At 35.7% G+C, this 16,338-nt stretch carries 15 protein-coding genes; 3 read left to right on the top strand and 12 right to left on the bottom strand.

Annotated features, from left to right (window positions below; translation table 11 throughout):
* Positions 1-193: 193 nt before the first annotated feature.
* The 3 genes from rplM (at position 194) to rpsB (ending at position 2,013) form a co-directional block, all read left to right on the top strand.
* The gene (rplM, locus tag RCH13_RS08955) at positions 194-649 is read left to right on the top strand and encodes a 50S ribosomal protein L13 (protein ID WP_326987050.1); all 456 of its coding nucleotides are present in this window, start codon (positions 194-196) and stop codon (positions 647-649) included.
* Positions 650-654: 5 nt separating this feature from the next.
* Positions 655-1,041: a 30S ribosomal protein S9 gene (rpsI, locus tag RCH13_RS08950; protein WP_326986899.1), complete on the top strand. Its 387-nt coding sequence runs from the start codon at positions 655-657 to the stop codon at positions 1,039-1,041.
* Between the two features lie 189 nt (positions 1,042-1,230).
* Entirely contained in the window at positions 1,231-2,013 is a 783-nt protein-coding gene (gene rpsB, locus RCH13_RS08945) for a 30S ribosomal protein S2 (RefSeq protein WP_326986898.1), read from the top strand.
* Between the two features lie 91 nt (positions 2,014-2,104).
* On the opposite strand, the gene trmB is transcribed toward rpsB, so the two are convergent.
* The 12 genes from trmB to RCH13_RS08885 form a co-directional block, all read right to left on the bottom strand.
* On the bottom strand, positions 2,105-2,782 hold the full coding sequence (trmB, locus tag RCH13_RS08940) for a tRNA (guanosine(46)-N7)-methyltransferase TrmB (RefSeq protein ID WP_326986897.1): 678 nt from the start codon (positions 2,780-2,782) through the stop codon (positions 2,105-2,107).
* 63 nt (positions 2,783-2,845) lie between these two features.
* On the bottom strand, positions 2,846-3,625 hold the full coding sequence (locus tag RCH13_RS08935) for a DUF6759 domain-containing protein (RefSeq protein ID WP_326986896.1): 780 nt from the start codon (positions 3,623-3,625) through the stop codon (positions 2,846-2,848).
* Positions 3,626-3,741: 116 nt separating this feature from the next.
* Entirely contained in the window at positions 3,742-4,530 is a 789-nt protein-coding gene (locus tag RCH13_RS08930; protein ID WP_326986895.1) for a hypothetical protein, read from the bottom strand.
* A gap of 165 nt (positions 4,531-4,695) precedes the next feature.
* Positions 4,696-7,617, bottom strand: a complete 2,922-nt coding sequence (locus RCH13_RS08925; protein ID WP_326986894.1) for a reprolysin-like metallopeptidase — start codon at positions 7,615-7,617, stop codon at positions 4,696-4,698.
* A gap of 233 nt (positions 7,618-7,850) precedes the next feature.
* Positions 7,851-8,510 (bottom strand): DUF6048 family protein, encoded by a 660-nt coding sequence (locus RCH13_RS08920; RefSeq protein ID WP_326986893.1) that lies wholly within the window; start codon positions 8,508-8,510, stop codon positions 7,851-7,853.
* Positions 8,476-8,952 carry a DUF6452 family protein gene (locus RCH13_RS08915; protein ID WP_326986892.1) on the bottom strand — a complete coding sequence of 159 codons (477 nt, stop codon included), beginning with the start codon at positions 8,950-8,952 and terminating at the stop codon, positions 8,476-8,478. Before RCH13_RS08915 ends, RCH13_RS08920 begins: the two co-directional genes overlap by 35 nt.
* Before the next feature lie 46 nt (positions 8,953-8,998).
* On the bottom strand, positions 8,999-10,408 hold the full coding sequence (rlmD, locus tag RCH13_RS08910; protein WP_326986891.1) for a 23S rRNA (uracil(1939)-C(5))-methyltransferase RlmD: 1,410 nt from the start codon (positions 10,406-10,408) through the stop codon (positions 8,999-9,001).
* Positions 10,409-10,541: 133 nt separating this feature from the next.
* Positions 10,542-10,841, bottom strand: coding sequence for a hypothetical protein (locus tag RCH13_RS08905; RefSeq protein ID WP_326986890.1), 300 nt, complete (start codon positions 10,839-10,841; stop codon positions 10,542-10,544).
* 79 nt (positions 10,842-10,920) lie between these two features.
* Positions 10,921-12,435, bottom strand: a complete 1,515-nt coding sequence (locus RCH13_RS08900; protein WP_326986889.1) for a TlpA family protein disulfide reductase — start codon at positions 12,433-12,435, stop codon at positions 10,921-10,923.
* Positions 12,436-12,608: 173 nt separating this feature from the next.
* Entirely contained in the window at positions 12,609-13,376 is a 768-nt protein-coding gene (locus RCH13_RS08895) for a succinate dehydrogenase/fumarate reductase iron-sulfur subunit (protein ID WP_326986888.1), read from the bottom strand.
* 23 nt (positions 13,377-13,399) lie between these two features.
* Positions 13,400-15,412 (bottom strand): fumarate reductase/succinate dehydrogenase flavoprotein subunit, encoded by a 2,013-nt coding sequence (locus tag RCH13_RS08890; RefSeq protein WP_326986887.1) that lies wholly within the window; start codon positions 15,410-15,412, stop codon positions 13,400-13,402.
* A 102-nt stretch (positions 15,413-15,514) separates the two neighbouring features.
* Positions 15,515-16,177: a succinate dehydrogenase cytochrome b subunit gene (locus tag RCH13_RS08885; RefSeq protein WP_326986886.1), complete on the bottom strand. Its 663-nt coding sequence runs from the start codon at positions 16,175-16,177 to the stop codon at positions 15,515-15,517.
* Positions 16,178-16,338 lie beyond the last annotated feature (161 nt).

The raw sequence follows: 16,338 nt of genomic DNA, 5'->3' as shown, positions 1-16,338 counted from the left end.
AACGATCGAGGCTTAAATTCAGCAGGAATATTACCAATCTTTAGCTTCTCAGCTTACATTCTTCCCTTTCCATGTTTGCGTACTAAAAAACATATTGAAGAATATTGCAATACAGTTTCCAGATAGAAAAATAATACATACCTTTGCACACCCTTATTGGGGAAAATTATGTTTAATCGTAAACGAAAAAAGTGTGAATACATTAAGTTACAAAACCGTCTCGGCTAATAAAGCTACTGCAAATAAAGAATGGGTTGTGGTAGACGCGGAGGGACAACCATTAGGACGACTAGCTTCTAAGGTTGCAAAGATTTTGAGAGGTAAGCACAAAACGAATTTTACACCTCACGCAGACTGCGGAGACAATGTAATCGTTTTGAATGCAGGAAAGATTACTCTTTCTGGAAACAAATGGGCCGACAAAACCTACATTTGGCATACTGGTTATCCAGGAGGTCAAAAGTCAATGACTGCGCTCGAACTTCAAAAGAAAGATTCTTTAAAAGTTTTGGAAAAATCTGTAAAAGGAATGCTTCCAAAAAACAAATTAGGATCTCAACTGTTCACGAACCTTTATTTATATGAAGGAACGGAGCACAAACATGAAGCTCAGCAGCCAAAGGAAATTAATATTAACGAATTCAAATAATTAATATGTCGATAGTTCATAAAATCGGAAGAAGAAAAACTTCAGTTGCAAGAGTTTATGTGAGACCCGGTTCTGGTGTTGTCACTATAAACAAGAAAGATTCTAAAGAATATTTCGGAACAGATGTTTTAGTTTACAAAGTAAACCAACCATTTTTATTAACAGAAACTGTAGGTCAGTATGATGTAACAGTGAATGTTTTCGGTGGTGGTATTACAGGTCAGGCTGAAGCGATCCGACTAGGTATTTCTAGAGCCATGTGCGAAATCAATGAAGAAAACCGTTTGCTTTTGAAGCCACACGGATTGCTTACGAGAGACGCTAGAATGGTAGAAAGAAAAAAACCAGGTCAGAAAAAAGCGAGAAAGAAATTCCAATTCTCAAAACGTTAATTCAAAAGATTCAAGATTTCAGACACCAGATGCAAGACTTTTTACAGTTTTCTATTTTTGGTTCTCGGCTCTTGGTTCAATTATCTAACAACAAAATGCCCCGTTAGTTTAGCACCCAAACATTTCTCCCATCTAAAGAAATTGTTGATTGCACAAAAGCGGAATGTAAACTAAAAACAAAAAAGAGACATGGCAAAAGCAAATGTTAAAGACCTTTTAGAGGCAGGAGTACACTTTGGTCACATGACCAGAAAGTGGAATCCAAATATGGCTCCATACATTTTTATGGAGAAAAACGGTATTCACATCGTAGACTTACATAAAACAGCAGTGAAATTAGACGAAGCTTGTACAGCTTTAGAAAAAATCACTTCTGCAGGTAAAAAAGTTCTTTTCGTAGCAACTAAAAAGCAAGCGAAAGAAGTTGTAGCAAAATATGCAGCTGAACTTAATATGCCTTATATTACTGAAAGATGGCCTGGAGGAATGTTAACAAACTTTGTTACCATCCGTAAAGCGGTTAAGAAAATGAACCACATTGATAAAATGAAGAAAGACGGAACTTTCGAAACTTTATCTAAAAAAGAAAGACTACAGGTTGATCGTCAAAGAGCAAACCTGGAGAAAAATTTAGGTTCAATTTCTGACATGGTTCGTTTACCATCAGCACTATTTGTTGTTGATATTATGAAAGAACACATCGCAGTTACTGAGGCTAAGAAATTGGGAATTCCAATTTTTGCAATCGTAGATACGAATTCTGATCCAAGAAAAGTAGAATATGTGATTCCTGGAAATGATGATGCATCTAAATCTATCGATATGTTGTTGAGCATTGTTTCAGCTTCTATCAAAGACGGATTGTCTCAAAGAAAAGCAGAAAAAGAAAAATCTAAAGAAGAAGGAGAAAAAGTTTCAGCTGATGCTGATGCAGATTTCGATTCTGAAGCTCCTGCAACTGCAGCAGAATAAGATTTTATCTCAATATAAAAAAGGTTCAGAATGTTTTCTGAACCTTTTTTTTGTGCCTATTTTCAAACAATTAAAGAATGTCTCTCACCATTTACTTTAAACGGAATTTAATATAGGTAATTGTCTTTCCTTTGGACTCAAACAAACCTTCGTAATAGGTTTTAATTTCACGCAATAAGGGTGTTTCTGGGTCAAATTCAGGTGCACCATAAATATCATGGTTTGCGAACATAATTTCATGTCCTTGACCTTGCAAAAGACCCAAAGTATAGCCATGAAGAAACTCAGAATCGGTTTTCAAATGCATGATCCCATCTTTCTTTAAGATCTTCTTGTACCGCTCCAAAAATTCTGGATGTGTCATTCTATGCTTCGTACGTCTGTACTTTATCTGCGGATCTGGGAAAGTAATCCAAATTTCATCAACCTCATCGGCCTCGAAAAACTGATCAACCAATTCGATCTGTGTTCGCAAAAAAGCGACGTTCATAAGATTTTTCTCAATAGATTCTTTAGCTCCAAACCAAAATCTGGCACCTTTAATATCGATTCCAATAAAATTTTTATTTGGGAACGCTTTGGCTAGACCCACGGAATATTCACCTTTTCCGCACCCTAATTCCAAAACTATCGGATTGTCATTCTTAAAAACTTCACTTCTCCACTTCCCTTTCATATTAAAACCTTCTAGCGCTTCTGCTCTGGTTGGTTGAAAAACGTTTGGAAGAATTTTATTTTCGGCAAATCTTGCCATTTTATTTTTACCCATTGTTCAATTTAAAAAACGCACAAAAATAGATAAAATTATATAAGCAAATATTTTTAATAAGGTCTATTGTGGAGGTGCATCACCAAGAGAAACCATAATTGCTTTTTGCACAGTTTTTTGCGAGGCATATTGTGCTCCACACACAAAACTGGTAAATAAATAATCTCCTTTTGTCACTACAATTGTATTGTCTTGATGAGCAGGAATTGCCAATCTATATCTGATATTGCCTACCCCTTCAATTCTCATGATCATATTGCAATCCGACTTATTTTCTATCATGATGATACTTTCCTTACTGTTTGGATCACTATCAAAAAGAGAATTTAGAATTTTTACCGTATTGTTTTTATGTTCAATTGGAGAAACGGACATCATCATTTGAAATTCTTTTTCTTCCTCTGCAGACATTCCAGAAGCGGGAGTTCCAGGTTCTACATTGGCGGGAGTTCCGTAAACGGTTGTCACATAAGTGGTATTGCTTCCTAATTTTTTGTCTAAAATTTCCCTGAATTTTGCAATTTGTTTTTGGCGGATGATTTCATTCATCTCATCGAAACTTATTTTACTGGAAGGTTTTCTGCGCAGCAGCGCTATTTTTTCTTGAAAATCTTTTACTCGCTGATCAGCAGGATGCGCATTTTTAATGTATTCTTTCAGCATCTTCACTAATCGAGGTTTTAGTACGCTTCTTTTGGGGTCATCTGGATGGGCATCTTTCAAATAAGCATCAATTTCATAGATGCTTGTACTGTGCAGGATTTTCGAATAATCTTTACTCTTTTTCTGCGCAGAAACAGAAACAAACAGGAGTGTAAATAAGAAGAAGAAAATGTTTTTCAAAGAATGGAGCATTTACAGATGAATACTAAAATTGTAGAACGATAAAAATACTATAAAATGATAAAGAACTAGAATTAATTTCCGATAAATACGATTTATCAAAATCGATACTGTGATTAATTAACGTTCATTAAATTAGAATTTCTTAATCGTCGCTGATAAATTGGCAAGTATTTGTCTATAAAAACAGAAGTAGCTTCGTAATTATTGGCTTGAATATAAGGGTATAAATTCTCTGATGTGTAGACAAATTGCAGAAAATTCTCAATATAGTTTTCAGGGATTTTTAAATTCGTAAAATATGGTACTCCAAAATAATTTTTGATTCCGGTAACGGTATAATTCATTTTTTCATACTGTTCTGCACGCTCTTTCTTTTTCTTTTCACCAGACATCAGGTCATAAATAGAATCGAGACTAAAGGTAAGTCCGCCGCCAGAAAATCCTGCAATAGGAAGTTGTGGTGGTGTTCCATCCCCTTTTGGAGTGGGCAGCCCAATCATTTTCTGCACTGCTAACATTTTTTCACCCGTTTTTAATGAACTTACATCCTTGCGTAAATTGCCGGTTGGTTTAAACCTGCTGATTACCACTTCTTGAATATCATAGTAAGCAATCTTCAGTTCAACAAAATTTATAGCATTCTGAAGGTTCTCTGTGGTCACTTTTACATCTTGACGATCTGTGATAATAGATGTAAAACGGATAATGTCTCCTTCCTTTGCCGGAACTTTAAATTTGCCGTAGTAATCTGTGTAAACTGTTTTTTGTGCGGTGATGTTGGTTACATAAATCTGATTTAAATAATAGATAGAGTTGTCTCTGATGATAATTTCACCGGTGAAAAATTGAGCCTGACTGAAGCTGATTGCAAACAAAGTGAGGATCAAAAAAAGTTTCTTCATATAGAGGGCAAAAATAATTGAAATTTTAAAAATTTATACTATCTATTCTGTGCTACACGGTTAAAGTTAGGTTAAACATTAACTGCTAAATGTTAAAAATATGGAATTAAATCACAAAAAAAATCCCCAGAAAAAATTCCGGGGATTCTATAGTAATTTAAAAAATTATTTTTTAATAAACTTCACTTGGCTTACTTCACCTCCATTATCAATAGAGATTACATAAACACCTTTTACAAGTTGAGAAACCTGCACTTTATTGCTGATTACTTTCCCTTTAGAAACAACCTGGCCAGCCATGTTTACAATGGTGTAAGTTGCTTTGTCAGAAACTTTGGTAATGTTTAATAAATCAATAGCAGGGTTTGGATAAACCTGTACCGCTTGTGCAATTGCCGAATCACCTACCCCAAGAGTTGGAGAAATCATTACAGCATAATCTTCCACTTCGCCGTAGGTAAAAGTACCGCATGGGTTACTTTGGTTTAAGTTAAATCTTAATGCTACTCTCATTCCAACTGTTTGACTTCCGCTGTATGCATTTGCTGGAACAGAGAATACTTCCGTCACTGGTGTAACTTGGCTTGGTACGGTAGAAATAATCTGCTCACCTGCCTCATAAGTTCCACTTCTGTCAAAATCAATCCAAACAGTAACAGCTTCATTATATTTAGTCCCCTGCCAAGCTTTGGTAACAGAAATAGTATTGCTATTAGTTCCTTTTGCTAATCTCACCAATCTTGTAGGATCAGCTGCATAGTTCGTATAATTAGAAGGACCAGACGTGCTGTTTACTCCTAATGCACCTTCTGCCGAGATTGTAACATTAGAGATATACTCATCATTAGAATTGGTAGAAGTTAAAGTACAATAAGCGAATGCTAATGTGGTAAAGCTAACAGTTGAAGAGAATGCACCTGTAGTGCCACTACAAACCGAAGCAACTTGTACATCATATGCTGTAGCTTCTAATAATCCGGCAATGGTATAAGAATTAACTGCTACTGGAACTGTAGTCCAAGTTGCATCTGCCGTTTTCTTATATCGTACGATATAAGTTGCACTTGCAATTGGATCCCAATTTACGTTAGCGCCAGAAGTTGTAATTCCAGATACTGCTAAACCAGCAGGAGCAGTTCCGTCACAAAGCACGATTGCAGAAACTGTAACTGGTGCGATGGTGTAAAACACGTTGCCAATTGCAGAAATTCTTATTTTTAGTGCGGTATTGGTTGCAAATGATGCAAAGCTGAAATCTTCTGATCCATCATTTGGAGTAGAAGCTGCTAAAACAACCCAGTTTACACCATTATTTACAGTATAATCAATCTTTACATTCGCAACATTGAAAGGAGCTGCGTTTGTTCCTACAACATCCCAAGTTAATGGTCCAGCGGCATTATTAAATACTTTAGTAGATGTAATTTTAAAAGGCCCATTAGCACTCACGGTTACTTTTTGTAAAGCATTCTGCGTTTGTTGCTGGGTTACATCTGCATTGTTGTCTCTTACAGTTACTCTAAAGTTGGTAACTCTAGCTACAGTAGACACCGCTTCCCAATCTGCATTATTTTTCAGATTACCTGCCAAAACAGTAGATAATTTCGGGAAATATCGTGTAGGATTTGGCGTAGGCGTAAATGATCTAAAAGTAGGACCATTTGTTGCAGTTCCCAAAGATGTAATATTTGTTGTAGTAGTTGCTGCATCAACTTGTTCCCACGTGTACGTTAATGGATCTCCTTCAGCATCTGTTGCTTGTGCAGTTAATACAAAAGCAGTTGATTTAGGAATGGTTACATCTGGTAACGCTGCAATAACAGGAGTATTATTAATGGTTGCAACTTCTATATCACAAGTTTTAGCAATTAAATTATTTTGAACTTGAATAATTGAATTGATATGAAAATAGGCATCTGAGTTCGGCTGAACATCAGTTGCACCAGTGATTCCTGCATAACCCATAATAGTAGATCCCGAACCAGGCTCTACGTTTTGACCACTTCCTTCCAAAGAATGAGAGAACGTATGGTTACCACCTAATTGGTGACCAATTTCGTGCGCTACATAATCGATATCAAAAGTATCTCCCATCGGAACTCCATTAGATGGAGAGGTAATACCTGAACCTTTAGCTTTAACGCCTGGACCAGAAGGATCTACGCAAACACAACCTATACAACCCGCGTTTCCACCACCACCTGAAGCTCCGAACATATGTCCGATATCATAAGCAGCACTACCGATAACAGTTGTTAAAGTATTTTGAAGTTCCACATTCCAAGCTGCCAAAGATGCAGAGTAAGGATCTGTTGCAGGATCAGTATAAATTAACTGAGGAAAATCTTGAAGAATTAATTTTAAACCAAAATCTTTTTCAAAAACTCCATTACAACGTGTTATTGTTGCATTAATAGCTACTAAAGCTTGAGTAACTCCTCCAAAGTATTGAGTGTACTCTCCATTTACAGACATTGCTAAACGCATTGTTCTGAATTTTCTATCAGATGCTCTGCTAAAATCTGTAGGATTATTGGCAAAAGATTTACCAGACATGTACATCTGGTCTATTTGCTTTTTGCTCAAAGGCGCTTCGCTAGTCGCGCAAACAAAAGCTTTATCCGCTTCTGTTTTATTTGTTTTGGGATGAACTCCATAAACTGATCTGTTTGTATTCTGCGGCTCAATAAACTCATAAACACCGTTACGAATCATCATTGACTGAAAATCATTTGGCGCGACACTAAATCTAACATAAGCGGTAGGATCATCCAAACCAACACCTACGTAAGAACCCAATTGATATTTATCTGCAAGTGATTTTACGACAACTGGTGAACTATACACTGCAAATCTTTGCATTTTACCATCCATTGTTGGCAACTTAATTTCTACAGGAATAGCATTTTTGCCTGTTTCCATCGCTTTGGAAAGCGTAGATCTTAATGCACTAAGATCAAGGGAATAATAACTCGTGACATTAGATGTCGGTTTAATTTGCTCACCCTGCATTGAGGTAGGACTCCATTGTGCAAATGCAGCCGTACTCATAATTCCACAAAGTAAGGAAGTAAAGATTTTTTTCATAAAATAATATATTATAGGATGCTCAAAAATAGATTTTTTGAACGTCTCCACAAAATAAATTATGTAAATTTTTGCTATTTAGAGGAAGAATTTAATAATAAGATTAATACATTATTATATATTTCGCAAAATTTAAGAAAATTATACGCAATTATGCAGAGCATTGGTTGCCTTTAAGAACTTTTCGGCAAATCTAACTATGCTTGTTTATGGATTTGCCGAGGTAAAAAAAGTTAGAAACGATAAGCTACATTCCAAGAAAATCCCATATTAAATTTGGCAGAACTTTTCCCAAAGCCCGGAACAATCATCGGCTCTAAATCTTCTTGTGTTGTAGAAAAAGCCAAATACTTCGGTTGCATATTCACTTCAATATAAAAAGGACTTTCAAAAAGTTGAACCCTACCGCCAATCATCGCTTCAATCCAATAGGAACTTTGGGAGGAAGAGGGAAATGCCACAGATGCTTCACTATCACTAAACCCTCGAACGGGAACTGCAAAATATTTTTGTGAATAATAAGATCCAGCGATTTTTCCACCTGCAAAAAATCCGTTGAAAGGATTCTCTTTATCATTGGCCAACATATAAAAGGCGCCTAATTTTAGGAAAGGTCCATTGGCAGTAGCATCATAACCATTTTTCTGGTAGATATTTTTCTCAAAACCACCTTCGGCTACCGCATGAATATTTTCATTAATCTGAGAGGAGACAAAGCCTTGAAATAATTTTCGGTCAGAGAAAGCCGCAGTTGCAGCATTTAAAACATCCAAACCTACCATAAAATTGGGGGTATATTTCCATTTTGTATTTACTGAATCTTTGGGTTTTTGGCCGTATGATAACAGAAAAACACAACTAAAAAAGAAGGAAAAAATGAGTCTTGGCTTCATCTGTAATTTGGGTTTGATTCTGTTCTAGATCTAAAACTGGATTTGGAACTTCTAAAATTGAAGTCACGTTTTCATAAACTTTTTTAATGCCACAGGCGGGAGAAACATACTGAGATTTTGTTGAATAATTAACGCTTATTTCCGATGGACTCCCGATTCTGCTTGTTCCAACATAAATTTTAGTAAAATTATTCTCATCCACTCGCAATGGAATCAGGACTGAATCCACTCGAGTTTGAGCAATTACAGGGACTTGACCATTTCCGTAATCTACATTGACAAAAAGCGTATCCAAAGTTTTCATTTTGCCCGTACTCTTCGTTTTAAATTTCAGTTTCATGCGCGGCGTAGCTTCACCACTTAAACAGATGTCATCATCACTCCCACAAGAAATTAGGGTGAGCGTAAAAAATGAAAATAAAAATACGGGAATCAATTTCATAAATAAACTGGATATCTGTAAACTTAGAAGCACCAAAAATAAGGTATTAAATTCTAATTAAAAGGGCAATGTTTTCAACATGATGCGTTTGCGGAAACATATCTACAGGTAAAATTTTTACTAATTTATAATGGTCTTTCATCAGCGCTAAATCTCTTGCCTGCGTTGCAGAGTTACAACTCACATATACAATTTTCTCTGGCGCCAGCTTTAAAATTTGTTCTACCACTTTTTGATGCATTCCATCTCTTGGTGGATCTGTAATTAAAACATCGGCTTTAGGGTGGGCTTCTAAAAACTCATCATTAAAGACCGTCTTCATATCACCACAATAAAAAGTACAATTGTCTAAACCATTTAATTTAGCATGCTCTTTCGCAGCTTCTATGGCTTCTGGTACGGATTCTATGCCAATAACCTGTTTGGCTTTCCGGGCAACATATTGTGCAATTGTTCCTGTACCAGTATATAAATCATAAACAATTTCATGACCTTGCAAGTCTGCAAATTCCAAAGTTTTTCTATACAACTCCAAGGCTTGCTTGTAATTGGTTTGGAAAAAAGATTTGGGACCAATTTTAAAAATTAAGCCATCCATTTCTTCCATGATAAATCCTTCGCCAAAATAATTTTGAATATCCTGATCATAGAGTGAATCGTTTTGCTTAGAATTGATGCAATACAAAAGCGTTTTTATTTGCGGGAATTTTTCTAACAAGAAATCGAAAAGTTTTTCCTGACTTTCTTTTTCTTTTCGGAAAAGCTGAAATAATACCATCCATTCTCCCTTAGAATTCTGACGGAGCATTAAAGTCCGCAAAAATCCTTTTTGCGCTCTTACATCAAAAAATTCTAAACCATTATTAATGGCGTAATCTCTTACCGCTAATCGAATGGAATTAGAAGGTTCCTCTTGGAGCCAACATTCCTGCAAGTCCAAAATTTTGCTCCACTGACCTGGAATATGAAATCCAAGTGCATCTCTATTCCCATAATTTTCTTCGGAACTAATTTCATATTGGGTAAGCCAACGGGAATTAGAAAAGGAAAATTCCATTTTATTTCGATAAAAGTAAGGATCTGTACTCCCTAAAATTGGTAAAGTTTCGAAATCCTCTAAACCACCGATTCTTTTCATGTGGTTAAAAACTTCGTCCTGTTTAAAGTCTAACTGCTTTTCATAGGCTAAATTCTGCCATTTACACCCGCCACAAACTCCGAAGTGAACACATTTTGGTTCTACACGAAAGGGGGATTTCTGCACAAATTCTTCCACAGAAGCTTCGAAATAATTGGATTTGGATTTCTTTACGCGTGCATTTACCACATCACCTGGAACAGCTCCAGAAACCAAAACGGTTTTACCTTCTGGCGTTCTTCCTACTGCAACACCTTTTGCACCCGCAGCAGTTAAAGTAATGTTTTCTAAAATTATTTTTTTAGCTCTGTTTCTCATGTTCAACTTTATTGAGGGCAAAAATAAGGTTTTAAAACAAAAAAGAAGTGATAAATCACTTCTTAACCACTATCTAAATTAATGGTCGATATATAAATCTTTCACATCATCAAATAAAAGCACATTAAAATGATTATTTACTTTTATACTGATCTCTGAATCTTAGATAAAATAATCCTAAAATTCCGCCAAAAACCAGGAAACCTAGAGTCCATTTGTATTTAGAGTCAATATTGTTTTTAAAAACGTCTGCAATCAAAATTAAGGCAGTCACAAAACTGCAGAGCAAACCGACATAAATGATGATTTTATCTGAAGATCTGGGGAAACCTAAACTGGAAAAATCTACCGTCACACTAAAAACAGTAAACAGTGCGCCAAATACTGCCAGAAAATAAAGCAGCTTTTCTGCAATGAGAAGCGGGTGTTTCATAAAAAATATTATTTTTCAAATCTAAAAAAAAATTCCTGACAGAAAATATCTATCAGGAATGTATTAATATTTTAAAATCCTATTTTGTAGGGGCCGGTTGTGGCATTTGAGTCTGTGGTGCTAACAAATCATTTTGCAATTGAACTTGCGGCTCTACCATTGGAGCTTTCAGTCCAGATATTTTATCTAAAGCAGTAACCATTTGCTCATCTCCTAACTCGTAGAAAACTTTGCTGGCCACTTTTCCATCTTTATCAATTAAAACAAAAGAAGGAAGTTTAAACCCATAGATTCCTAAATCTTTCGCGAGCTGAGAATTTAATCCATTTTCTGCATAAAGATTTGTTCCAGGAATTCCTTTCATCATTGCGGCGCTGGTTTTCATAAATTGATCTTTGGTATCGTCTACATTTACAAAAGCGAAATCAACTTTCGATTTGTAAAAGTTCACCACCTCTTTCAAAACAGGAACAGTTCTCTCGGAAATATAAGGATTCCAAGAGGCGTAAAACATAAGTAAAGTTGGTTTAGAAGTAGCATCTGAAAGTTTAAAATTGTTGCCATCTTGTTTTAGAAGTTGGGCTGAAGAAATAGTTTCACCGATTTTTGGTCCTGCGATTACAAAAGATATTCGTTTTAGATCTTCTTTAATTTGAGAATCTTTAATTTTCTCTTCGATGATTTTATCAATTTTCGCCATATTTTCTGGCGTGGTTTCTGGAGAAATATCTCCACTTGCTAAGATGAAAGCCAACAAATAATCTTTCGTGATTTGCGGCATATCTTTTTTGGTGTCCAAAAATTGCGCATATAAATCCGAATATAGTCCAGTTCCAGTTTTATCATTTTTTGTTTTAAAAGCCTGAAATTCTGTATTGTATTTTCCTAATAGGTACGTTCTGTATATAGGATGATTTTTAATCATTCGCTCACTGTTTTCACTCCATTCCTTTTCTAAATTCTTAAAAGCTTCTGAAGGTTTGTACGCAAGATTTTGTGTTGCTTGTGGATGTGCAATTTCATATTGGTTTAATAATCCCAATAAACTTGCATTCAATTCATCTTTTTTAAACTCTATTACTTCTTTATCCGCAGATGTTTTTTTACCAGAATCATCGATATTTTTTTCAATGTCTAATTTGATTTTCTTCACATCTTTTAAAAATTGATCTTCTTTTTTAGAAACCAATTCTCCTACATTAATTTTAGCAGCATAGGTTTGAATAAATTTCTGAATTTCCGTCAAAAAGTCATGGTTATTTTTAGCATCACCTGTAACGGTAAATTGAGCAGGGAAATTTGCAGCCTGTCCAGAAATGTTTAATTCTTGACCTTGTTTCAAGTAAACCATTGCTGTTTTTCCGGCATAAGCCATAATGTACATTCCGTTTTTCGGAGCCTCAAAACTTCCAGAAAAAGTTCCTTTACTGTCTACTCCCATATTGACAAGAGGCAATGTGGCGATACCAGAAGCTTCTATTAATTCTACTCTTTCTAAAGGTGATCCACCGGCAAAATTACCAGTTACATCTACTTTTTTGGAACAAGACATTGTTGCGAAGGCAACTAACAGCATTAAAAGATATTTGCTCATTTTGTATTTAAATTTTTGCAAAAATAGACGATTTATTAGAATTTCAAGCAGTTTAAATCATTTTATCAATATTTTAACATCAAAAACAGTACGTTCTGTAAATACCAATAATTTTGATCAAAAAAAATCGCCTTCTCAAAGAAATGGCGACTCGTTTATTTTAGACTGAAGCTTTAACCTCTGTCAATATCTGCCACGAAATATTCTCTATTCATTCTTGCAATTACTTCTAAAGAAATTCCTTTAGGACATTCTACTTCACAAGCGCCCGTATTGGAACAGTTACCAAAACCTTCTTCATCCATCGCTTTCACCATATTGAGCACTCTTCTTTTTGCTTCTACTCTACCTTGCGGAAGTAAGGCGTACTGAGAAACTTTGGCACCCACAAATAACATGGCAGAACCATTTTTGCAAGTGGCAACACAAGCTCCACAACCGATACAAGCTGCTGCATCCATTGCTTTGTCAGCATCTTCTTTCGGAACCAAGATTGCGTTGGCATCTAATGTATTGCCCGAAGTATTTACAGAGATAAATCCACCTGCAGCCATTACACGGTCAAAAGAACTTCTATCTACCACCAAATCTTTAATCACTGGAAAAGCTACGCTTCTCCAAGGTTCAATTAAAATGGTTTCTCCGTCTTTGAACATTCTCATGTGCAATTGACAAGTCGTAATTCCCGTATCCGGACCATGTGGCCGACCATTAATATAAAGAGAACACATTCCGCAAATCCCTTCTCTACAATCATGATCGAAAGCGAAAGGTTCTTGGTTATTGTTGATTAAATTTTCATTGAGCATATCCAGCATTTCCAAAAAAGAGGAAGCGGTAGATACATTCGAAAGTTTGTGCGTTTCGAACTGGCCTTTCGTTTTATTATTTTTCTGTCTCCAAATTTTTAGAGTCAGGTTTAAACCTTTACTTGTACTCATTTCTTATATACTTTTATTGGAGATTATTTGTAACTTCTTGTTTTAACTTCAATGTTCTCATAGACCAAGTCTTCTTTATGAAGCACTTCTTGTTTAATATCCATTCCCTGGTATTCCCAAGCCGAAACAAATTTGTAATTTTCATCATCTCTTTCCGCTTCGCCCTCAGGAGTTGCGTGATCCCAACGGAAATGTCCTCCACAAGATTCTTCTCTATTTAAAGCGTCCATTGCCATTAACTGACCTAATTCTATAAAATCTGCAACTCTAAATGCTTTATCCAATTCTGGATTCAGTTCATTGGCTTCTCCAGTTACTTTTACATTCTGCCAAAAATCTTTTTTAACCGCTTCGATTTCTTCAACTGCTTCTGCTAATCCTTCTGGCGTTCTTCCCATGCCCACTTTATTCCACATAATGTTTCCTAATTGCTTATGGAAATAATCTACTGAGTGCGTTCCTTTATTATTGATAAAGAAATCCACTTTTTCTTGAATACTCATTTCGGCAGCATCAAAATCGGCGGTATCAGTTGGAATTCTTCCTGTGCTAATATCCGCAGAAAGATAATCTGCAATGGTATATGGTAAAACAAAATAACCATCTGCCAAACCTTGCATTAAAGCAGAAGCTCCTAATCTATTGGCGCCATGATCAGAGAAATTAGCTTCACCGATAACGAAACAACCAGGGATTGTAGACTGTAAATTATAATCAACCCAAACGCCACCCATGGTATAGTGAACTGCTGGATAAATCTTCATTGGAGTTACGTAAGGATTTTCGCCTGTAATTTTTTCATACATCACGAAAAGATTCCCATACTTTTCTTCGATCCACGCTTTCCCAAGATCATAAATTTGCTGATCTGTAGGATTGTGAATGTTTTTTTCTATCGCGGCTTCTTTTCCTTTTTTGATAATTTCTGTAGAGAAATCTAAGAAAACACCTTCCTTAGTATCATTATTTTCAATTCCGAAACCTTCATCACATCTTTCTTTTGCTGCTCTAGAAGCAACATCACGTGGAACTAAATTACCGAAAGCTGGATATCTTCTTTCTAAATAATAATCACGGTTTTCTTGTGGAATAGTTTCAGGTTTCAATCTCCCTTCTCTTACCGCAACTGCATCTTCTAAATTTTTTGGAACCCAAATTCTACCAGAATTTCTTAAGGATTCTGACATCAAAGTTAATTTAGACTGCTGCGTTCCATGTACCGGAATACAAGTTGGGTGAATCTGCACAAAACAAGGATTTGCAAAATACGCTCCTCTTTTATGAATTTTCCAAGCTGCTGAAACATTAGATCCCATTGCATTCGTTGAAAGAAAATAAACATTTCCGTATCCACCAGACGCAATAACAACCGCATGTGCAGAATGTCTTTCTAACTCACCAGTCACTAAATTTCTTGCGATAATTCCTCTGGCTTTTCCGTCTACGATTACTAGATCCAGCATCTCATGACGGTTGAACATTTGAACTCTTCCTTTACCAATTTGACGGCTTAAAGAAGAATAGGCTCCTAATAAAAGTTGCTGCCCCGTTTGACCTTTTGCATAAAAAGTTCTTTTCACCTGAACTCCACCAAAAGATCTGTTATCTAATTGTCCGCCGTATTCCCTTCCAAAAGGAACACCTTGCGAAACGCATTGGTCAATAATATTTGTAGACACTTCTGCAAGTCTGTAAACATTTGCTTCTCTGGATCGATAATCTCCTCCTTTAATGGTATCATAAAATAAACGGTACGTAGAATCACCATCACCTTGATAATTTTTCGCTGCATTAATTCCACCTTGTGCAGCGATTGAGTGCGCTCTTCGGGGTGAATCTTGGAAGCAAAATGCCTTCACATTATATCCTTGCTCCGCCAAAGTTGCAGCAGCAGAACCACCGGCTAAACCTGTACCCACAACAATAATATCAATCTTATCGCGGTTGTTTGGCGCCACAAGGTTCATATGATTTTTATGATTTGTCCATTTATCGGCCAAAGGACCGGATGGATTTTTAGAATCTAATTTGCTCATTTTTAGAAATTTTTTATTTTAGATTTCTTCACGAGGTTGGCGATTGTCAAGATGCGTGAGAACTTATCCTTTTAAATTTTACAAGAATTTAAAACTTAAAATTTATTGAGTTAAGAAATGAAAAAGTGCAATGATGATAAAACCTACAGGAATAATTATGGAAAACCAAGTTCCAAAAGCTTTTAAAGCAGGCGTATATTTTGGGTGACGCGCTCCAATAGATTGGAAAGAAGATTGAAATCCATGCGCCAAGTGTAAACCTAAAAGAATAAAGGAAATAATATAAATCCCCACTCTAATTGGATTAGCAAACTTATTATGAAGGTCTGTATAAAATCTTTCTTGCTCCACAGGTAATCCTTCTACATATTTGTAGCTAATTTCATGATACCAAAAATCATACATGTGAAGTCCCAAAAACGCTAAAATCACTAATCCGGAAATAATCATATTACGAGACATCCAAGTTGAATTGGCAGCGCCGTTATTCATACCGTATTTAATCGGTCTTGCGTTTCTGTTTCTAATTTCTAAAACAAATCCCATCACAAAGTGAAAAATAACGCCTGCAACCAAAATAGGCTGCATAACAAATTGGACTAAAGGATTGTATCCCATAAAATTGGAAGCGTTATTATAAACCTCTGGACCAAATAGCGAAAGGAGATTTACAACTAAATGCAGCACCAAAAAAGACAGCAAAAACAGCGCTGAAAGTGCCATAGCATATTTTCTACCGATCGAAGAACTGGTTAAACTTGCCATAATGAATGTTTAAATTTGAATTTTCACAAAGTTAAATAAATGTTAAGGTATATGGAAATGAGAAAAGTCACAATCTTTCAGTTTGTAATCTTTCTAAATAACACATTTATAATTTACGGGAAACTGCTCAAATTATAAAGCAGCTTTTAAAAGATTATTAG

The sequence above is a fragment of the Chryseobacterium sp. MP_3.2 genome (assembly GCF_035984805.1).
GTDB lineage: Bacteria > Bacteroidota > Bacteroidia > Flavobacteriales > Weeksellaceae > Kaistella.
The sequence above is the reverse complement of the archived record's forward strand: the minus strand, read 5'-3'. Positions and strand labels throughout refer to the sequence as shown.